The 14,320-nt window shown below is 73.3% G+C and carries 12 protein-coding genes; 6 read left to right on the top strand and 6 right to left on the bottom strand.

The window, feature by feature from the left end; genetic code table 11:
* The first annotated feature begins 45 nt into the window (after positions 1–45).
* Positions 46–321 carry a GlsB/YeaQ/YmgE family stress response membrane protein gene (locus ACFQ8Y_RS01365; protein ID WP_430584355.1) on the top strand — a complete coding sequence of 92 codons (276 nt, stop codon included), beginning with the start codon at positions 46–48 and terminating at the stop codon, positions 319–321.
* Between the two features lie 320 nt (positions 322–641).
* Here the strand turns inward: ACFQ8Y_RS01365 and ACFQ8Y_RS01360 are convergent, their stop codons facing one another.
* Together ACFQ8Y_RS01360 and ACFQ8Y_RS01355 are read right to left on the bottom strand one after the other, a co-directional pair.
* Positions 642–1,061, bottom strand: a complete 420-nt coding sequence (locus tag ACFQ8Y_RS01360) for a transferase (protein WP_430564660.1) — start codon at positions 1,059–1,061, stop codon at positions 642–644.
* A gap of 93 nt (positions 1,062–1,154) precedes the next feature.
* Positions 1,155–3,257, bottom strand: coding sequence for a bifunctional lysylphosphatidylglycerol flippase/synthetase MprF (locus ACFQ8Y_RS01355; RefSeq protein WP_430584354.1), 2,103 nt, complete (start codon positions 3,255–3,257; stop codon positions 1,155–1,157).
* Between the two features lie 114 nt (positions 3,258–3,371).
* Between ACFQ8Y_RS01355 and ACFQ8Y_RS01350 the strand changes: the two genes are divergently transcribed.
* Complete coding sequence (locus ACFQ8Y_RS01350; protein WP_430584353.1) at positions 3,372–4,130, top strand: GH25 family lysozyme; 759 nt, start codon at positions 3,372–3,374, stop codon at positions 4,128–4,130.
* A gap of 18 nt (positions 4,131–4,148) precedes the next feature.
* On the top strand, positions 4,149–5,318 hold the full coding sequence (locus tag ACFQ8Y_RS01345; RefSeq protein WP_430584352.1) for a VanZ family protein: 1,170 nt from the start codon (positions 4,149–4,151) through the stop codon (positions 5,316–5,318).
* Here ACFQ8Y_RS01345 and ACFQ8Y_RS01340 read toward each other — a convergent pair.
* Together ACFQ8Y_RS01340 and ACFQ8Y_RS01335 are read right to left on the bottom strand one after the other, a co-directional pair.
* Positions 5,287–6,708 (bottom strand): MFS transporter, encoded by a 1,422-nt coding sequence (locus ACFQ8Y_RS01340; RefSeq protein WP_430549497.1) that lies wholly within the window; start codon positions 6,706–6,708, stop codon positions 5,287–5,289. The two genes, ACFQ8Y_RS01345 and ACFQ8Y_RS01340, sit on opposite strands and share 32 nt — an antisense overlap.
* A 47-nt stretch (positions 6,709–6,755) precedes the next feature.
* On the bottom strand, positions 6,756–8,111 hold the full coding sequence (locus ACFQ8Y_RS01335) for a M20/M25/M40 family metallo-hydrolase (RefSeq protein WP_430584351.1): 1,356 nt from the start codon (positions 8,109–8,111) through the stop codon (positions 6,756–6,758).
* Positions 8,112–8,260: 149 nt separating this feature from the next.
* Between ACFQ8Y_RS01335 and ACFQ8Y_RS01330 the strand changes: the two genes are divergently transcribed.
* Positions 8,261–9,745 (top strand): mannitol dehydrogenase family protein, encoded by a 1,485-nt coding sequence (locus ACFQ8Y_RS01330; protein ID WP_430584350.1) that lies wholly within the window; start codon positions 8,261–8,263, stop codon positions 9,743–9,745.
* Positions 9,746–9,749: 4 nt separating this feature from the next.
* On the opposite strand, the gene ACFQ8Y_RS01325 is transcribed toward ACFQ8Y_RS01330, so the two are convergent.
* Positions 9,750–10,799 carry a YihY/virulence factor BrkB family protein gene (locus tag ACFQ8Y_RS01325; protein ID WP_430549242.1) on the bottom strand — a complete coding sequence of 350 codons (1,050 nt, stop codon included), beginning with the start codon at positions 10,797–10,799 and terminating at the stop codon, positions 9,750–9,752.
* An 81-nt stretch (positions 10,800–10,880) separates the two neighbouring features.
* Positions 10,881–11,828: a sugar-binding transcriptional regulator gene (locus ACFQ8Y_RS01320; RefSeq protein ID WP_430549241.1), complete on the bottom strand. Its 948-nt coding sequence runs from the start codon at positions 11,826–11,828 to the stop codon at positions 10,881–10,883.
* A 173-nt stretch (positions 11,829–12,001) separates the two neighbouring features.
* Here ACFQ8Y_RS01320 and ACFQ8Y_RS01315 point away from each other — a divergent pair, with 173 nt between their 5' ends.
* Together ACFQ8Y_RS01315 and ACFQ8Y_RS01310 are read left to right on the top strand one after the other, a co-directional pair.
* Positions 12,002–13,369 carry an ABC transporter substrate-binding protein gene (locus ACFQ8Y_RS01315; RefSeq protein ID WP_430549240.1) on the top strand — a complete coding sequence of 456 codons (1,368 nt, stop codon included), beginning with the start codon at positions 12,002–12,004 and terminating at the stop codon, positions 13,367–13,369.
* Positions 13,366–14,319 carry a carbohydrate ABC transporter permease gene (locus tag ACFQ8Y_RS01310; protein WP_430549239.1) on the top strand — a complete coding sequence of 318 codons (954 nt, stop codon included), beginning with the start codon at positions 13,366–13,368 and terminating at the stop codon, positions 14,317–14,319. The genes ACFQ8Y_RS01315 and ACFQ8Y_RS01310 overlap by 4 nt, the downstream gene beginning before the upstream one ends.
* Position 14,320 lies beyond the last annotated feature (1 nt).

Below are 14,320 nucleotides of genomic sequence, written 5' to 3'. Positions count from 1 at the left end.
GTTGCGGGCGCGACCTGCGCCGTCGTCGAGGAGGGGAGCAGCACCGTGACCGCCACGGGAATCATCACCGCGATCATCATCGGCGCGATCATCGGGGCCCTCGGGCGCCTGGTCGTCCGGGGCAAGCAGAACATCTCGATCCTCGTGACGATCATCGTCGGGATCGTCGCGGCTCTGCTCGGCACCTGGATCGCGAACCTGCTGAACGTCAACGACACGAACGGGTTCGACTGGCTCGAGCTGATCTTCCAGGTCGTGCTGGCCGCGATCGGCGTCTCGATCGTCGCCGGGATGGGCGGTCGCAAGCAGACGACCCCCTGACCCAGCCCGAGCATCATCCCGCGCGGGTACCGCCACCGGGAGCGCGAACGGGCCGGCCGTCCCTGGACGGCCGGCCCGTTCGCGAACGGTCTATCGCTTACGCGCCTTGACGGTGGTCTCGGCAGTTCTCTCGCGCTTCTGCGCGCGCTTCTCCTTGAGGGTGAGCGCCGGCTGCTTCTTCGAGTTCTTGGTCACGGGAGTTCACCTCCACTCGCCTCCAGGTGGGTCGATGAACCGGCCACCATAGCAACGTCCCGCCGGGGCCGGGCGAGGCCGGTCGGCGGGACGTCGGGGTGTCGTGAGAGATGCCGTGCGCGGGGTCAGGCGGCCGTGCCGAAGTCCTTCCGGCGGCGTTCGCCGTGGGCCGTCTCGCCGTCGGGCACGATCGCGTCGGGCGGCACGACGACGCCGGACGGCACACGGCTGTCGGTGCCGAGGCGGGAGCCGGACCCGACCCGGGCGTCGTCGCCGACGACGCCGCGGACGCCGACGTGCACGTTCTCGTCCACGCGGGCTCCGCGCCCGACGACGGCGTCGACGTCGACCCAGCTGAACCGGCCGACCTTGGCGTGCGCGCCCACGCGGGCGCCGGCCTCGACGTACGCGCCGGGCCTGATGGTGGCGTCGGGGTGGACGCTCGCGTGCGGCGAGACGAAGCCCTCGCCGTTGTCGTGCCGGAGGTACCGGGTGAACTTCCCCGGCTCGTGCTCGACCTCGACCTTTCGGGGGATGCGTCGCAAGAGTGCTCCTCATGGTGCGGGTGAATCTTGTGACATAACGCGCAAGCGGCGTCTGGTGTTCCCGACGGCCGGGCGACGCGGGGTGTCGCGGCCTCAGCGGCGCGACGACCGGGCGGCCGCGACCAGCTCGCGCGCGTGCACGTCGGGCAGGTAGCACCGCACGAGGGCGAGCCCCACCAGGGGGAGGGTCGCGGGCTCGGTCACCACGAGGTAGAGCGGCGCGTCCCGCGGCTGGAACTTCATCTTGAAGCGGTGCAGCGACTCGAAGCCGTACAGGGGCTCGAGCCGCTCCGCGAGGCGGTCGAGGACGGCGTCGAGACCCCCGGGAGAGGGGTGCTCGCCGCGGGCGAGCGGGCTGCCGGACAGCGAGGCCTCCAGGGCGCCCTCGTCCCGGAACGTCGTGAGGGCGGACGCGATGAGCAGCTCCATCGTGTAGCGGAACGAGTCCGGCCCGCGCCGCATGACGTCGAGGGTCCACCCGACGACCTGCCCGTCCGGGGCGTGCACGGGGAGCCAGCTCGTCACCCCGTGCACCCGCCCGTCGCCGTCCACCGCGAGGCCCACGCGCACCTCCGGGTCGAGGGCCTCGCGGACCCCGCCCAGCGTGAAGGCCATCTCCGGCAGGTCGCTGTCGCCGAGCCACGCCTCGGAGATCGCCCGCACCTGTGCGAGCGTCTCGGGCGGTTCGTCGACCAGCCGCACCAGCCGGTGCTCCATGCCCTGCTTCGCGGCCTGGTTGAGCGCCGTGCGCACGTCCTGCCACTTCTTGCCCCGGAACTCCAGCCCCGGCAGGTCGATCACGGCCTCCTGCGCCACCGGCACGAGGGTCCAGCCGCGCGCCCGCCCGATCGACGCGACCTCCTCGCTCGCGGAGAAGAAGCACGACCCGGCGCCCGCCGTCGACGCCGCCCCGACGAAGGCGTCCACCAGCTCCGCGCGGCCGTCCGGTCCGTCGCCGACCGGGTCCGTGAGGACGACGACGACGCCGGCGTGCGCCTGGTAGGCGACGTACCCGTCCTGGCCCTCGGGCGCCCACCGTTCGAGGCCGTCCCAGGTCGTCATCCAGGCCAGCCGCTGCCCCGCCCCGAGCCGGCGGAGCGTCGCGCGCGCGTCGTCCTGGTCCAGCCGGGCCCCGGTCGACGGCCTCGCGTGGCGGCGAGCGCGGAACGACGACCGCCGGACGACCAGCAGGGCCAGCGCACCGAGGTCGAGCAGGAGCATGAGGAGCACGAGCGGCAGCTCGTCCGGCAGCACGAGGGACGCGGCCAGCGCGAAGAGCGCCTCGCCGACCACCCCGAGCAGCGTGAGCACCACGGCCAGCCGCCACCAGGAGCGCCTGCCCCGCAGGAGGCCGACGGCGAGGACCAGGTCGACCGCGACGGCGAGGACACCCGTCGGCCAGCTGCCGCTGCCGACCTCGCCCAGCGGCCCCTCGCGGGGACCGGCGGCGAAGCTCGTGAGCACCACGAGCAGGGCCGAGATCGCGAAGTACCCCGCGGCCGTCGCCCGGTCGCGCTGCAGACGCCCGGCGCGCGTGCGGCGTCCCAGCCTCGCGCCCAGCACGGGACGGGCGACGACGAGGCCGGCGATCCACCCGACGACGTGCTCGACGTCCGCGATGCCGCCCCAGATCACGAGCGCGGCCAGGACGTAGATCGCGATCAGGGCGCTCGCCCGGAACCGCCACGGTGGCGCCAGGCTCAGCGCCGTCACGGTCACCGCCCCGACGACCCCCGCGCTGAAGCCGACGTCGAGCACCCGGGCCAGGTGCTCCGCCCAGTCCCAGCCCGTCCGGGCCAGGAGGGCGAGGCCGCCAGCGGTCCCGACGACGCCGACGAGCTGGCAGGTCACCGCCGTGACCACCGCGCGCCGGGTCCCGAGCCGGAGCTCCGTCCAGCCGACGAGCAGGAGGAAGACCCCGGCGACGGACACGTACTCCCACGGCTCGAGGGCGAAGAGCGAGCCCGTGGCGGGCGTCCACCACCGTCCGTCGGCGAACGCCGGGGCGCCGAACGCGACGTCGTCGAACCACGGGTGGTCCTCGAACGGGGACCACAGCGCGCCGGTGACGACGCCGAGCACGAGCATCAGCGCGACGACCCCGAGCGTGAACGGGACACGCCTCGCCGTGCGGAGCAGCCGCAGCGTCGGAGAGGCGGTCGAGGGGGTCGCTGCCTCGTCGGTGGCGCCGGTCACGCGTGACTCCTCACCTCGGTTGAGGGAATCATTCCGCGGGCGGCGCCCCGGCGCGCGCCGTCCGGTCGCCGCGGTGGTGGCCCGGAGCGGGGGCGATCGGGGATCATCGGCGGGATGAGCGGCGAGCGGGCAGGACGAGGCCGGCGTCGGCGTGCGCTGGCGGTGGTCGCCGGGGCCGTCGTCGTGCTGCTGGGCGTGCTGGCGCTGCTGGTGTGGAACGGGGTGCTCTGGCCCAACCGCCTGGCCGCCGACCGGTACGCCGTGCACGGCGTCGACGTGTCCGCCTACCAGGGCACGATCGACTGGCCCGTGCTGGCGGCGCAGGACCTGGACTTCGCGTTCGTCAAGGCCACGGAGGGCTCCGCCCACGTGGACGAGCGGTTCGCGGCCAACTGGGAGGGCGCCCGGTCCACCGACCTGCTGGTCGGCGCCTACCACTTCCTCAGCTTCGAGAGCCCCGGGGCGGACCAGGCGGCACACCTGATCGACGTGGTGCCCGCCGAGAGCGGCACCCTGCCGCCCGTCGTCGACGTCGAGCACTACGGCGAGTTCGCCGCCGACCCGCCGACCGTCGACGAGCTGCGGGGCATCCTCGACCCGATGCTCCACGCGCTCGAGGAGCACTACGGCGTGCCGCCGATCCTCTACACGACCCAGCAGATCCGGGCGGACTACCTGGGCGACGACTACGACCGGTACCCGCTGTGGATCCGGTCGGTCGCCTCCACCCCTGACCTGCCGCGCCGCGACTGGGAGTTCTGGCAGTACTCCGACCGCGACACGCTCCCCGGCTACGTCGGCGAGGAGGATCACATCGACATGAACGTGTTCGACGGCACGATCGGCGACCTGAGCGCGCTGACCCAGCCATAGCCGCATACCGTCGGCGGCGTGATCGATCGATGGACATGGCCGGCCGTGGTGGGCGTCGGCTTCGGGGTGCTGGTCTTCCTCGGGGTGCTGATCCCCGTGCTGCTGGTGCAGCAGCGGCGGTACGGGCGGCTCGACGCGCGGCGGGTGCTCGGCGCCGCGGCGCTCGCGGTGTACGTCGTGACGCTGCTCGCGTACACGCTGCTGCCCCTGCCCTCGGGGGACCTGACCGCGTGGTGCGCCGCGCACGGGGTGTCCGGCGCGGAGCTGGTGCCGCTGCACTCGCTGGACGACATCCGCCGGGACGCCGCCGGCCTCGGCACCCTCGCCACGCTGCGCAGCGCCGCCGTCCTCCAGGTGGCGTTCAACGTGCTGCTCTTCGTGCCCTGGGGCGTGCTGGCGCGGCGGTACCTCGGATGGGGCGTGGCCGCGTCCACCCTGAGCGCGCTCGTCGCGTCGGTCGCGATCGAGACCGTGCAGTACACGGGCATCCTCGGGCTCGTCCCGTGCTCCTACCGCGTGGCCGACGTCGACGACGTCCTCACCAACACCCTCGGCGGTCTCCTCGGCGCGCTCGTCGCGCCGGTGGTGCTGCGCTGGATGCCGCAGGCGCGCGAGCTCGCCGCCGCGCGCCTGGAGCCGCGGCCGGTGACGTTCTGGCGCCGCTTCCTGGGGATGGTCACCGACCTGCTCGCCGCGTTCGTCCTGGGGGCGGCGCTGCAGCTCGCCTACCGGGTGGCCGTGCTGGCGTCGGGCCACGACGTCCCGTCGGTGACGACCTGGCCGGACGTGCTGCTGGGCACGGTGGTGCCGGCCGTCGTCGTGTTCCTCCTGCCGCCGTGGGTCCGCTCGGGCGCGTCGCTGGGGCAGCGGGCGGTGTGGCTGGAGCCGCGCTGGCCCGACGGCGCGGGCGTCCTACGACGCGGTTCGCTCGCGCGCCGTCTCGCCCGCGGGTACCTCCTGCTCGGTCTGTACGGGGTGCTGGGGATCGTGGAGGCGGTGCCGCCCGGCGACGCGTCGAACGCGTGGGCGGGGGCGCTGCAGAACGTGGTGGCGCTCGCGGCCCTGGTCGGCGTCGTCGCGACCGGCGACCGGCGCGGCCTCGCCTGCGTGCTGACGGGCGCGCGGATGGTCGACTCCCGCGCGCCCGCCGAGCCCGTCAGACGTGCGTCGTCACCGGCCGGTCGGTGAACGCCTGCTTCGGCACGACGACCAGGAGCGCCGCCGCGACCAGGGCCGTCCCGCCGCACACCACCCACACGGTGACGTAGCCGGCGAACGAGCCCGCGGTGCTCTCCGCGGCCCCGGCCGTGCCGGCCCCCGCGGCACCGAGCAGCGCGATCCCGAAGACGCACGACGCGACCGCCCCGCCGAGCGTCTTCACCGAGTTGGTGAGCCCGGTCGCGACGCCCGTCTGCTGGGGCGGGGCCGCCGCGGCGGCGGCCGACGGGAGCGCCGCCACGAGGGCGCCGGACCCGATGCCGACGACCACCATGTTCACCACGACCTGCAGGTACGTGGCGTGGAGCGGCACGAACAGCAGGAACCCGATCCCCACGCACGTGGCGGCCCCGACCAGCGTGATGCGCGGCGTCACGAGGCGTGCCACGCGGGGGAAGGTGAGCGCGCCGACGATCATCGCGACCAGGTAGACGCCGATGAGCAACGACGTCTGGAATCCCGTGGTGCCGAGGCCGTAGCCGTGCAGCGCCGGGTCGGTGCGGGCGAACGTCGACAGCGGCGCCTGGGCGCCGAGCACGGACACCCCGAACAGACCCGCCGTGAGGAACACCGGGCCGAGCGCGGGGGAGCGGAACATCCGCACGTCGACGAGGGGGTCGGGGTGGCGCAGCTCCCAGCGGGCGAACGGCCACAGGAGCAGGAGCCCGAGGGCGACCATCGCCCACGCGAGCGTGGACCCGACGCCGTTCAGCCGGAGCATGCTCAGCCCGCCGGTGAAGGCGAGCAGCGCGAGGGACAGCAGCACGAGGCCGCGCAGGTCGAGGCGCCCGCCCGCGGGCCGGGGGGTCTCGGCGACGCCGAACCAGACGACGACGAAGCACGCCGCCACGAGGACGCCGGGGACGAGCAGCACCACCTGGAGCGGGAGCGCGTCGACGAGCGCACCCCCGGCGAGGGCGCCCGTGATGGCGCCGACCTCGAGCGCGGCGACCAGGATCCCGGCGGCCTGCGCCGTGAGCGCCGCGCTGTTCGGGAGCCCGCGCGAGCGGCTCCACACCAGGGCGATCTCGAGCGGCAGCCACGCCGAGTAGAAGCCCTGGACCGCCCAGGCGGCGAGGAACAGCCCGAACGAGGGCATGAACGGCAGCGCGAGCGTCGCGACGGCCGTGACCCCCGACGACACGAGGAGCATGCGCCGGTGGCCGACCATGTCGCCGAGCTTGGCCAGCACGGGGACGACGAGAGCGGACACCATGAGCTGCGTGCCCTCGAGCCAGTTCACGTCGGCGTCGTGCACGCCGAGGTGGCGGGCGATGTCGGTGAGCATGGGCGTGTAGTAGCCCTGGATGACGCCGCTGGTGAGCTCGACGAAGGCGAGGAAGCCGACGACGGCCGCCATCGTCCCGCCGGCCGCGCTCACGGCCCGGGGCGCACGGCGCAGGCTGGTCACGGCAGACGCTCCAGCAGGGTGCGGTGGAACAGCTCGCCGCGCGCGAGCTCGCCGACCTCGACCCGCTCGTCGACGCCGTGGATGGACTTGCGCTGCGCGGTGGACATCGCGAGCGGGGCGAAGCGGTAGACGGCCGGCGAGAACTCGTGGAAGTACCGGGAGTCCGTCGCGGCCATGACGACGTACGGCACGGTGAGCGCGTCCGGGTGGGAGACGCCGACGGCTTCGGCCAGCAGGGCGAACCGGTCGTCGTCGGTGGGCGACTCGGGCGACGGCTCGCTGGACTCGATGACCTCGATCTCGACGAGAGGGTCGCGGATGCGCCGTCGCAGGCGTTCGACGGTCGAGGCGACGGTCTCGCCGAGGGCGATGCGCAGGTTGACGGTGGCCGACGCCTGCGACGGCAGGACGTTCGCCGCGGTGCCGCCCGCGAGCATCGTGGGTGCGACGGTGGTGCGCACGAGCGCCGCCGTCTCGCCGCCACGGGCGACGAAGGCCTGGGCCGTCGCCGCGGGGACGCCGGCCATGGTGGTCAGGGCGGCCCTGGCGGGCCCCTCGGCGCGGCCGGCGAAGATGCGCAGCATCTGCGAGATGGCACGCGGGGTGCGGGCGGGGAACGTGCGGGGGCCGATCCGGTCCACGGCGCGCGCGACCCGGCGCACCGCCGTGGTGGTCGGCGGCATGGACGCGTGGCCGCCGTCGCCGCGGGCCTTGAGCCGCACGTTCATGACGCCCTTCTCGCCGACGCCGACCATGGCGGCCCTGCCGGGCACGAACGGGAGAGGGGAGTCGACGACGGCGCCGCCCTCGTCCACCACCATCCAGGGCACGACGCCGCGCTCGCGGAACGTGGCGGCGATCGCGGCGGCGGCGGCGCCGTGCGACTCCTCGTTCCCGCCGAAGGAGAGGTAGACGTCGCGGGCCGGGGTGAAGCCGGCGGCCAGCAGGTTCTCGGCGGCCTCGAGCACGACGACCAGCGGTCCCTTGTCGTCGAGGGCCCCGCGGCCGTAGACCCAGCCGTCCTCCACCCGGCCCTCGAAGGGCGGGTACGTCCAGGCGTCGGACTCGTCGACGGGGACGACGTCGAAGTGCGCCATGAGGACCAGGGGACCGTCGGGGGCCTCGGTCCGGCCCCGCCACCGGTACACGAGCCCGAGGTCGCCGTGGCGCTCGAGCTCGAGCCGCTCGTGCACGAGCGGGTACAGCTCGGGGAGCAGGGCGACGAGCTCCTGGAAGGGGCCGAGACCACGGGTCTCGAGCTCGGCGGACACCGTGGGCAGCTGGATCAGGCGCGACAGGCGCTCGTCAGCACCCGGGCGGGGAGTGACCGGGGTCACGACGGGCTGATTCATGGGCACACCGTAGAGCCTCCGTGTCACGAGCAGGGACCAGGTCTGCGACGCGGTCTCACCCTCCCTCGACACCGGTGCTCATCTGTGCCGCGATGCCTGCTCGTTTGCTACGTTGGTGGCTCTCGCACCCGACGGAGCAAGGACCCACCATGACCGCACTCAGCGCAGAGACCGTGTCGTCGCTGGCGGGCGGCGACCTGCCGCTCGCCGTGCCCTCCTACGACCGCACCCGGCTGCGCGCCGGCATCGTGCACCTGGGCGTCGGCGGGTTCCACCGGGCGCACCAGGCGATGTACCTGGACCGGCTGATGAACGCCGGCGAGGCGCTCGACTGGGCGATCTGCGGCGTCGGCGTGCTGCCGCACGACGCCCGCATGCGCGACGCGCTCACCGCGCAGGACGGGCTGTACACGCTGGTGCTCAAGCACCCCGACGGCACGCTCGAGGGCCGGGTGATCGGCTCGATCGTGGAGTTCCTGCTGGCCCCGGACGACCCGGAGGCGGTGCTGGAGAGGATGGCGTCGCCGGAGATCCGGATCGTGTCGCTGACCGTCACGGAGGGCGGCTACAACGTCAACCCGGTCACGGGGGAGTTCGACGCCGAGGACCCGGCCGTGCGCGCCGACCTGGAGCCCGGCGCCGTGCCCGCCACGACGTTCGGCCTGGTCACGGAGGCGCTGCGCCGCCGTCGCGACCGGGGCGTGCCGCCGTTCACCGTGCAGAGCTGCGACAACATCCAGGGCAACGGCGACGTCGCGCACCGGATGTTCACCGCGTTCGCCCGGCTCAAGGACCCGGAGCTCGCGGCGTGGATCGAGGAGCACGTCCCGTTCCCCAACTCGATGGTCGACCGCATCACGCCCGTCACCACGGAGGACGACCGCGCCATGGTGGCCGAGCGGTTCGGGGTCGACGACGCGTGGCCGGTCGTGGCGGAGCCGTTCACGCAGTGGGTGGTCGAGGACCGGTTCGCCGACGGGCGCCCGCCGTACGAGAAGGTGGGCGCGCAGCTCGTCGACGACGTCGAGCCGTACGAGCTGATGAAGCTGCGCCTGCTCAACGCCAGCCACCAGGCCCTGTGCTACCTGGGCTACCTCGCCGGGTACCGGTACGCCCACGAGGTCTGCGCGGACGAGACGTTCGTGCGCTTCCTGCGCGACTACATGGCCCGCGAGGGCGCCCCGACGCTGCTGCCCGTGCCGGGCGTGGACCTCGAGGAGTACCAGGCCACGCTGATCGAGCGGTTCGCCAACCCGCACGTGCGCGACACCCTCGCCCGCCTGTGCGCGGAGTCCTCCGACCGCATCCCGAAGTGGCTGGTCCCCGTGATCCGGGCGAACCTCGCCGCCGGCGGCGAGGTGCACCGCTCGGCCGCCGTCGTCGCGGCCTGGGCGCGGTACGACGAGGCCGTGGACGAGCAGGGCGAGCCCATCGCGATCGTCGACCGCCTCGCGGACCGCCTGAAGGCCGCGGCGGCGCGGAACCGGGAGGACCCGCTGGTGTTCGTCCGCGACGAGGAGCTGTTCGGCGACCTGGCGTCCGAGCCGCGGTTCGTCGAGGCCTACACCGCCGCGCTGGACTCGCTGCACACGCTCGGCGCCCGGGCGACGGTGGAGTCGCTGGTCGCCGGATAAGCCGTCACGCGTCGTCGCGGGCCGCGGCCTCCCGGATCTTGCGGGCCTCGGCGACGGCGTCGCGCCGCTTGCCGGCCTTCTTGTCGCTGGCCTTGGTGTCGCGCGGCGGGAGCTGGATGTTCTCCTCCGCGGCGATGCCGCCCTGCAGCTGCCGGCTGCGCTCGAGCTCGGCGTCCAGCTCCGCGCCGAACAGCAGCGCCAGGTTGGTGATCCACAGCCACAGCAGGAACACGATGACGGTGCCGAGCGTGCCGTACGTGGAGCCGTAGCTGCCGAACTCCGCCACGTAGAAGCCGAACGCCGCGGAGGCGATGACCCACACCACGATCGCGAGCAGGGCCCCGATGCTGATCCAGCGGAACTTGGGCTGCTTCACGTTGGGCGTCAGGTGGTACAGCAGCGCGACGACGACCACCACGAGGAACAGCGCGACGGGCCACTTGGCGATGCTCCACACGGTCAGGGCGACGTCGCCCAGGCCGATCGCCTCGCCGACCGCCCGTGCCACCGGCCCGGACAGCACGAGGCTCGCGACGACGACGGCCGCGAGCACGACCACCACCAGGGTGACGAGCAGCATCATCGGGCGCAGCTTCCAGACCGGGCGCCCCTCCTCGACCTCGTACACCCGGTTCATGGCCCGGCCGAACGCGTTGACGTACCCCGACGCGGACCACAGGGCGATGACGAGGCCGACGACCAGGGCCAGGCCCGCACCCGTGGACCCGACGGCATTGGTGACCAAGGGCTCGACGATGGTCAGCGTCTCCTCGGGGAGGAAGCCCTCCACCGTCGACATGATCGAGTCGATCGCCGCCTCGGCGTCGCCGACGAAGCCGAGCAGCGACACGAGCGCCAGCAGGGCGGGCGCGGACGCCATCACCGCGTAGTAGGTCAGGCCGGCCGCGAGGTCGGTGCAGTCGTCGTCGGAGAACTCCCGCACGGTGCTCTTGAAGGCCAGCTTCCACGACGGCTTCTTGAGGTCCGGCGGAGACTCGGGCTTGCGCGGGTCGTCGGGAGCCGGCTCGGTGCGGGGCTCGTGCGTGTCGGTCACGGGACCTCCTCGGGCGCGGCGGCGGGTTCCGCCAGGGTCACCACCAGGCTCGATGCGTCCGCGGATGCCCGCAATCGGGCGTCACGTGGTCGCGGCGTCCAGCAGCTCCTCGAGCGCGCCCGCGGCGGCGTCGTCGCACACGACGGTCGTGGCGATGCCGCCCGCGACGGCGGCGCGCAGGCCCGGCGCGGCCTCGCGCCCGTAGCCGGCGGTGACGACCTCGGGGGTGCGTACCAGCTGGTCGAAGGTCACGCCCACGACGCGGGCGTCGAGCGGCGTGACGACGCGGCGGCCCTCGGCGTCGAAGAGCCGTCCGGAGCACTCGGCGACGGTGCCCGCGGCGGTGGCGGCGCGCCGCTCGTCGCCCGTGACCCGGGGGAACACGGTGGACCCGGTGGCCGTCCACGCGCCGATCGCGACGACGGCGAGGTCGAGGTCGTCGGCGCGGTCGAGGGCGGCGGCGATCTCCGGCTGCCGCCGCATGCCGGCGGCGGTGCCGGGGTCGGCCACGAGCAAGGGTGACCAGACCGGCCAGGTGCGCACGCCCGGCATCCGGCGGAAGCCCTGGATCATGTCGAGCGAGTCGCCCGACCCGTCCACCGGCAGGGCGCCGACCAGCTGGACGACGTCGCACGCGGGCAGAGGGGCGAGGTGGCGCACCGCGATCTCGATGGTGCGCGACCAGGAGACGCCGAGGGTGGCGCCCTCGCGCACGTGCGCGGAGACGACGCCGGCGAGCGCGCGGGCGACCGACTCCCGCGTCGCGGCGGGGGTGCCGGCCGCGCCGGCGATCACGACCTCGCGTGCGCCGAGCCGCTCCGCCAGGCGTCGGGCGCGGCCGGTGTCCAGGTGGGCGGGCGGGGAGATCTCGATCCGCACGACGCCGCTCTCGCGCGCCTCGGCGAGCAGCCGGGCCACCTGGAAGCGGGAGATCCCGCGGGCGGAGGCGATGTCCACCTTGGAACGGTTGTCGAGGTAGTAGTCGCGGCTCACCTCGACGAGGAGGCGGGCGTGCTCGGCGTCGGTCACGGGATCATCCTCCTCGCTGGTCGGGCCGCCGCGCCACTCTGAGCGCTCGGGCCTTGCTCGCCTGAGCATCACCCACTACTGTCCAAACAGATGAGCGCAGCGCCGCATCTCATCTGTGCGCGCCGGGGCTCGTCGAGACACCCACCGATCGAACCGACGACGTGAGGACAGCGATGTTCCGACCACGAACCCGGAGGCTCGCCGCCGCGGGCGGTGCCGCCGTCCTCGGGCTCTCCCTGGCCGCGTGCGCGGGGGCGGGAGCCGTCGGCGGGGGAGACGGCGAACAGATCGTCGTCGCGATCGTCTCCAACCCGCAGATGCAGGACGCGATCTCCCTCCAGGACGAGTTCCGCAAGGAGCACCCCGGGATCGACGTGCGCTTCGTGTCCCTGCCGGAGAACGAGGCCCGCGCCAAGATCACCGCGTCCGTCGCCACCGGCGGCGGGGAGTTCGACGTCGTGATGATCTCCAACTACGAGACGCCGATGTGGGCCGAGAACGGCTGGATCGAGAACCTGCAGCCGTACGCCGACGCCACCGAGGGGTACGACCCGGACGACTTCGTGCCCAGCGTGCGGGAGGCGCTGTCGGTGGACGGCGACCTCTACTCGGTGCCGTTCTACGGCGAGTCCTCGTTCCTCGCCTACCGCAAGGACCTCTTCCAGCAGGCCGGCCTCACCATGCCGGACCGCCCCACCTGGGACGACGTCCGCGAGCTGGCCGCCGAGCTGAACGACCCGTCGCAGGACTTCGCGGGCATCTGCCTGCGCGGCCTGGCCGGGTGGGGCGAGGTCATGGCCCCCATGACGACCGTGCTGAACACCTACGGCGGGCAGTGGTTCGACGAGGGCTGGAACGCCCGCCTCGACTCGCCCGAGGTGCGCGAGGCCGTCGAGACGTACGTCGACACCGTGCAGCGGTACGGGCAGCCGGGCGCCGCGACCTCCGGCTTCGGCGACTGCCTCACCCGGTTCGCGCAGGGCCAGGCGGCCATGTGGTACGACGCGACCTCGATGGTCTCCTCGGTCGAGGACCCGGCGTCGTCGACCGTGGCCGGCAAGACCGGCTACGTGCCCGCGCCGGTGAGCGAGACCGACGCGGCGGGCTGGCTGTACTCCTGGTCGCTCGCCATCCCGTCCACCAGCGAGCACAAGGACGCCGCCTGGGACTTCGTCTCCTGGATGACCGACAAGGACTACATCGAGCTCGTCGGCGAGCGGCTCTCCTGGGAGCGGGTGCCGCCCGGCAGCCGGCTGTCCACCTACGAGCTGCCGCAGTACGCGGAGGTCTCGGAGGCGTACGCCGACGCGACCCTCACGGCGATGAGCGAGGCGACGCAGGAGAAGACGATGGTGGCGCCCGTGCCGTACCCGGGCATCCAGTTCGTCGGCATCCCCGAGTTCCAGGACCTCGGCACCCGCGTGGGGCAGCAGATGTCGGCCGCGATCGCGGGCCAGAAGTCCGTGGACGCCGCGCTCGAGCAGTCGCAGCAGTACGCCGAGACCGTCGCCGAGACGTACCGCAAGGAGAACGAGCGATGACCGCCGTCACCACGCAGGCCGGGAACCTGCGGCGCGCGCAGGCCCAGCGCGCCGCCCGCGCCGACAAGCACCGGTACCCGCGCGCCGAGCGGTGGCGCCGTCGCGGGCCGCTGCTGCCCGCGCTGATCTTCACGATCGTCGTCACGCAGATCCCGTTCCTGGTGACGATCTGGTACTCGCTGCACTCGCGGAACCTCCTGCGCCCCGACTCCGACCTCTTCGTCGGGCTGGCCAACTACGTCGACATCGCGCGCGACTCGGTGTTCCGCCAGACGGCGCTCAACTCGGTGATCATCACGCTGGGCTGCGTGCTCGTCGCGATGGTGCTGGGCATCGTGCTCGCCATCCTGCTCGACCGGCCGTTCCGCGGCCGCGGCGTGGCCCGCACGCTGCTCATCACGCCGTTCCTCATCATGCCGGTGGCCAGCTCGGTGCTGTGGTCGATGGCGATGCTCAACCCCACGTACGGGCTGTTCAACTGGACGCTCGGGCTGGTCGGCATCGACCCCGTCGACTGGACCTCGACGTACCCGATCGTCGCGATCCTCATGGCCCTCGTGTGGCAGTGGACGCCGTTCATGATGCTGCTCGTGCTCGCCGGGCTCCAGGCGCAGCCGAAGGACGTGCTCGAGGCCGCCGCGATGGACGGCGCCGGCTGGTGGCGCACGTTCGGGTCGATCACGCTGCCGCAGCTGCGCCGGTACATCGAGCTGGGCGTGCTGCTCGGGATCATCTACGTGGTCAACACGTTCGACCAGATCTACCTCATGACCGCCGGCGGCCCCGGGACGGCGAGCGCGAACCTGCCGTTCTACATCTACCAGCGCGCCTTCCTCGGCTTCGACGTCGGGCAGGCCGCCGCGATGGGCGTCGTCGTCGTCATCGCCACGATCATCGTCGCCTCCGCCGCGCTGCGGCTCATCTTCCGCAGCTTCGACGTCAAGGAGTGAG

Origin of the sequence: Isoptericola sp. NPDC056605, assembly GCF_042792795.1 — a bacterium.
In the GTDB taxonomy this organism is placed as follows: domain Bacteria; phylum Actinomycetota; class Actinomycetes; order Actinomycetales; family Cellulomonadaceae; genus Isoptericola.
The sequence above is the reverse complement of the archived record's forward strand: the minus strand, read 5'-3'. Positions and strand labels throughout refer to the sequence as shown.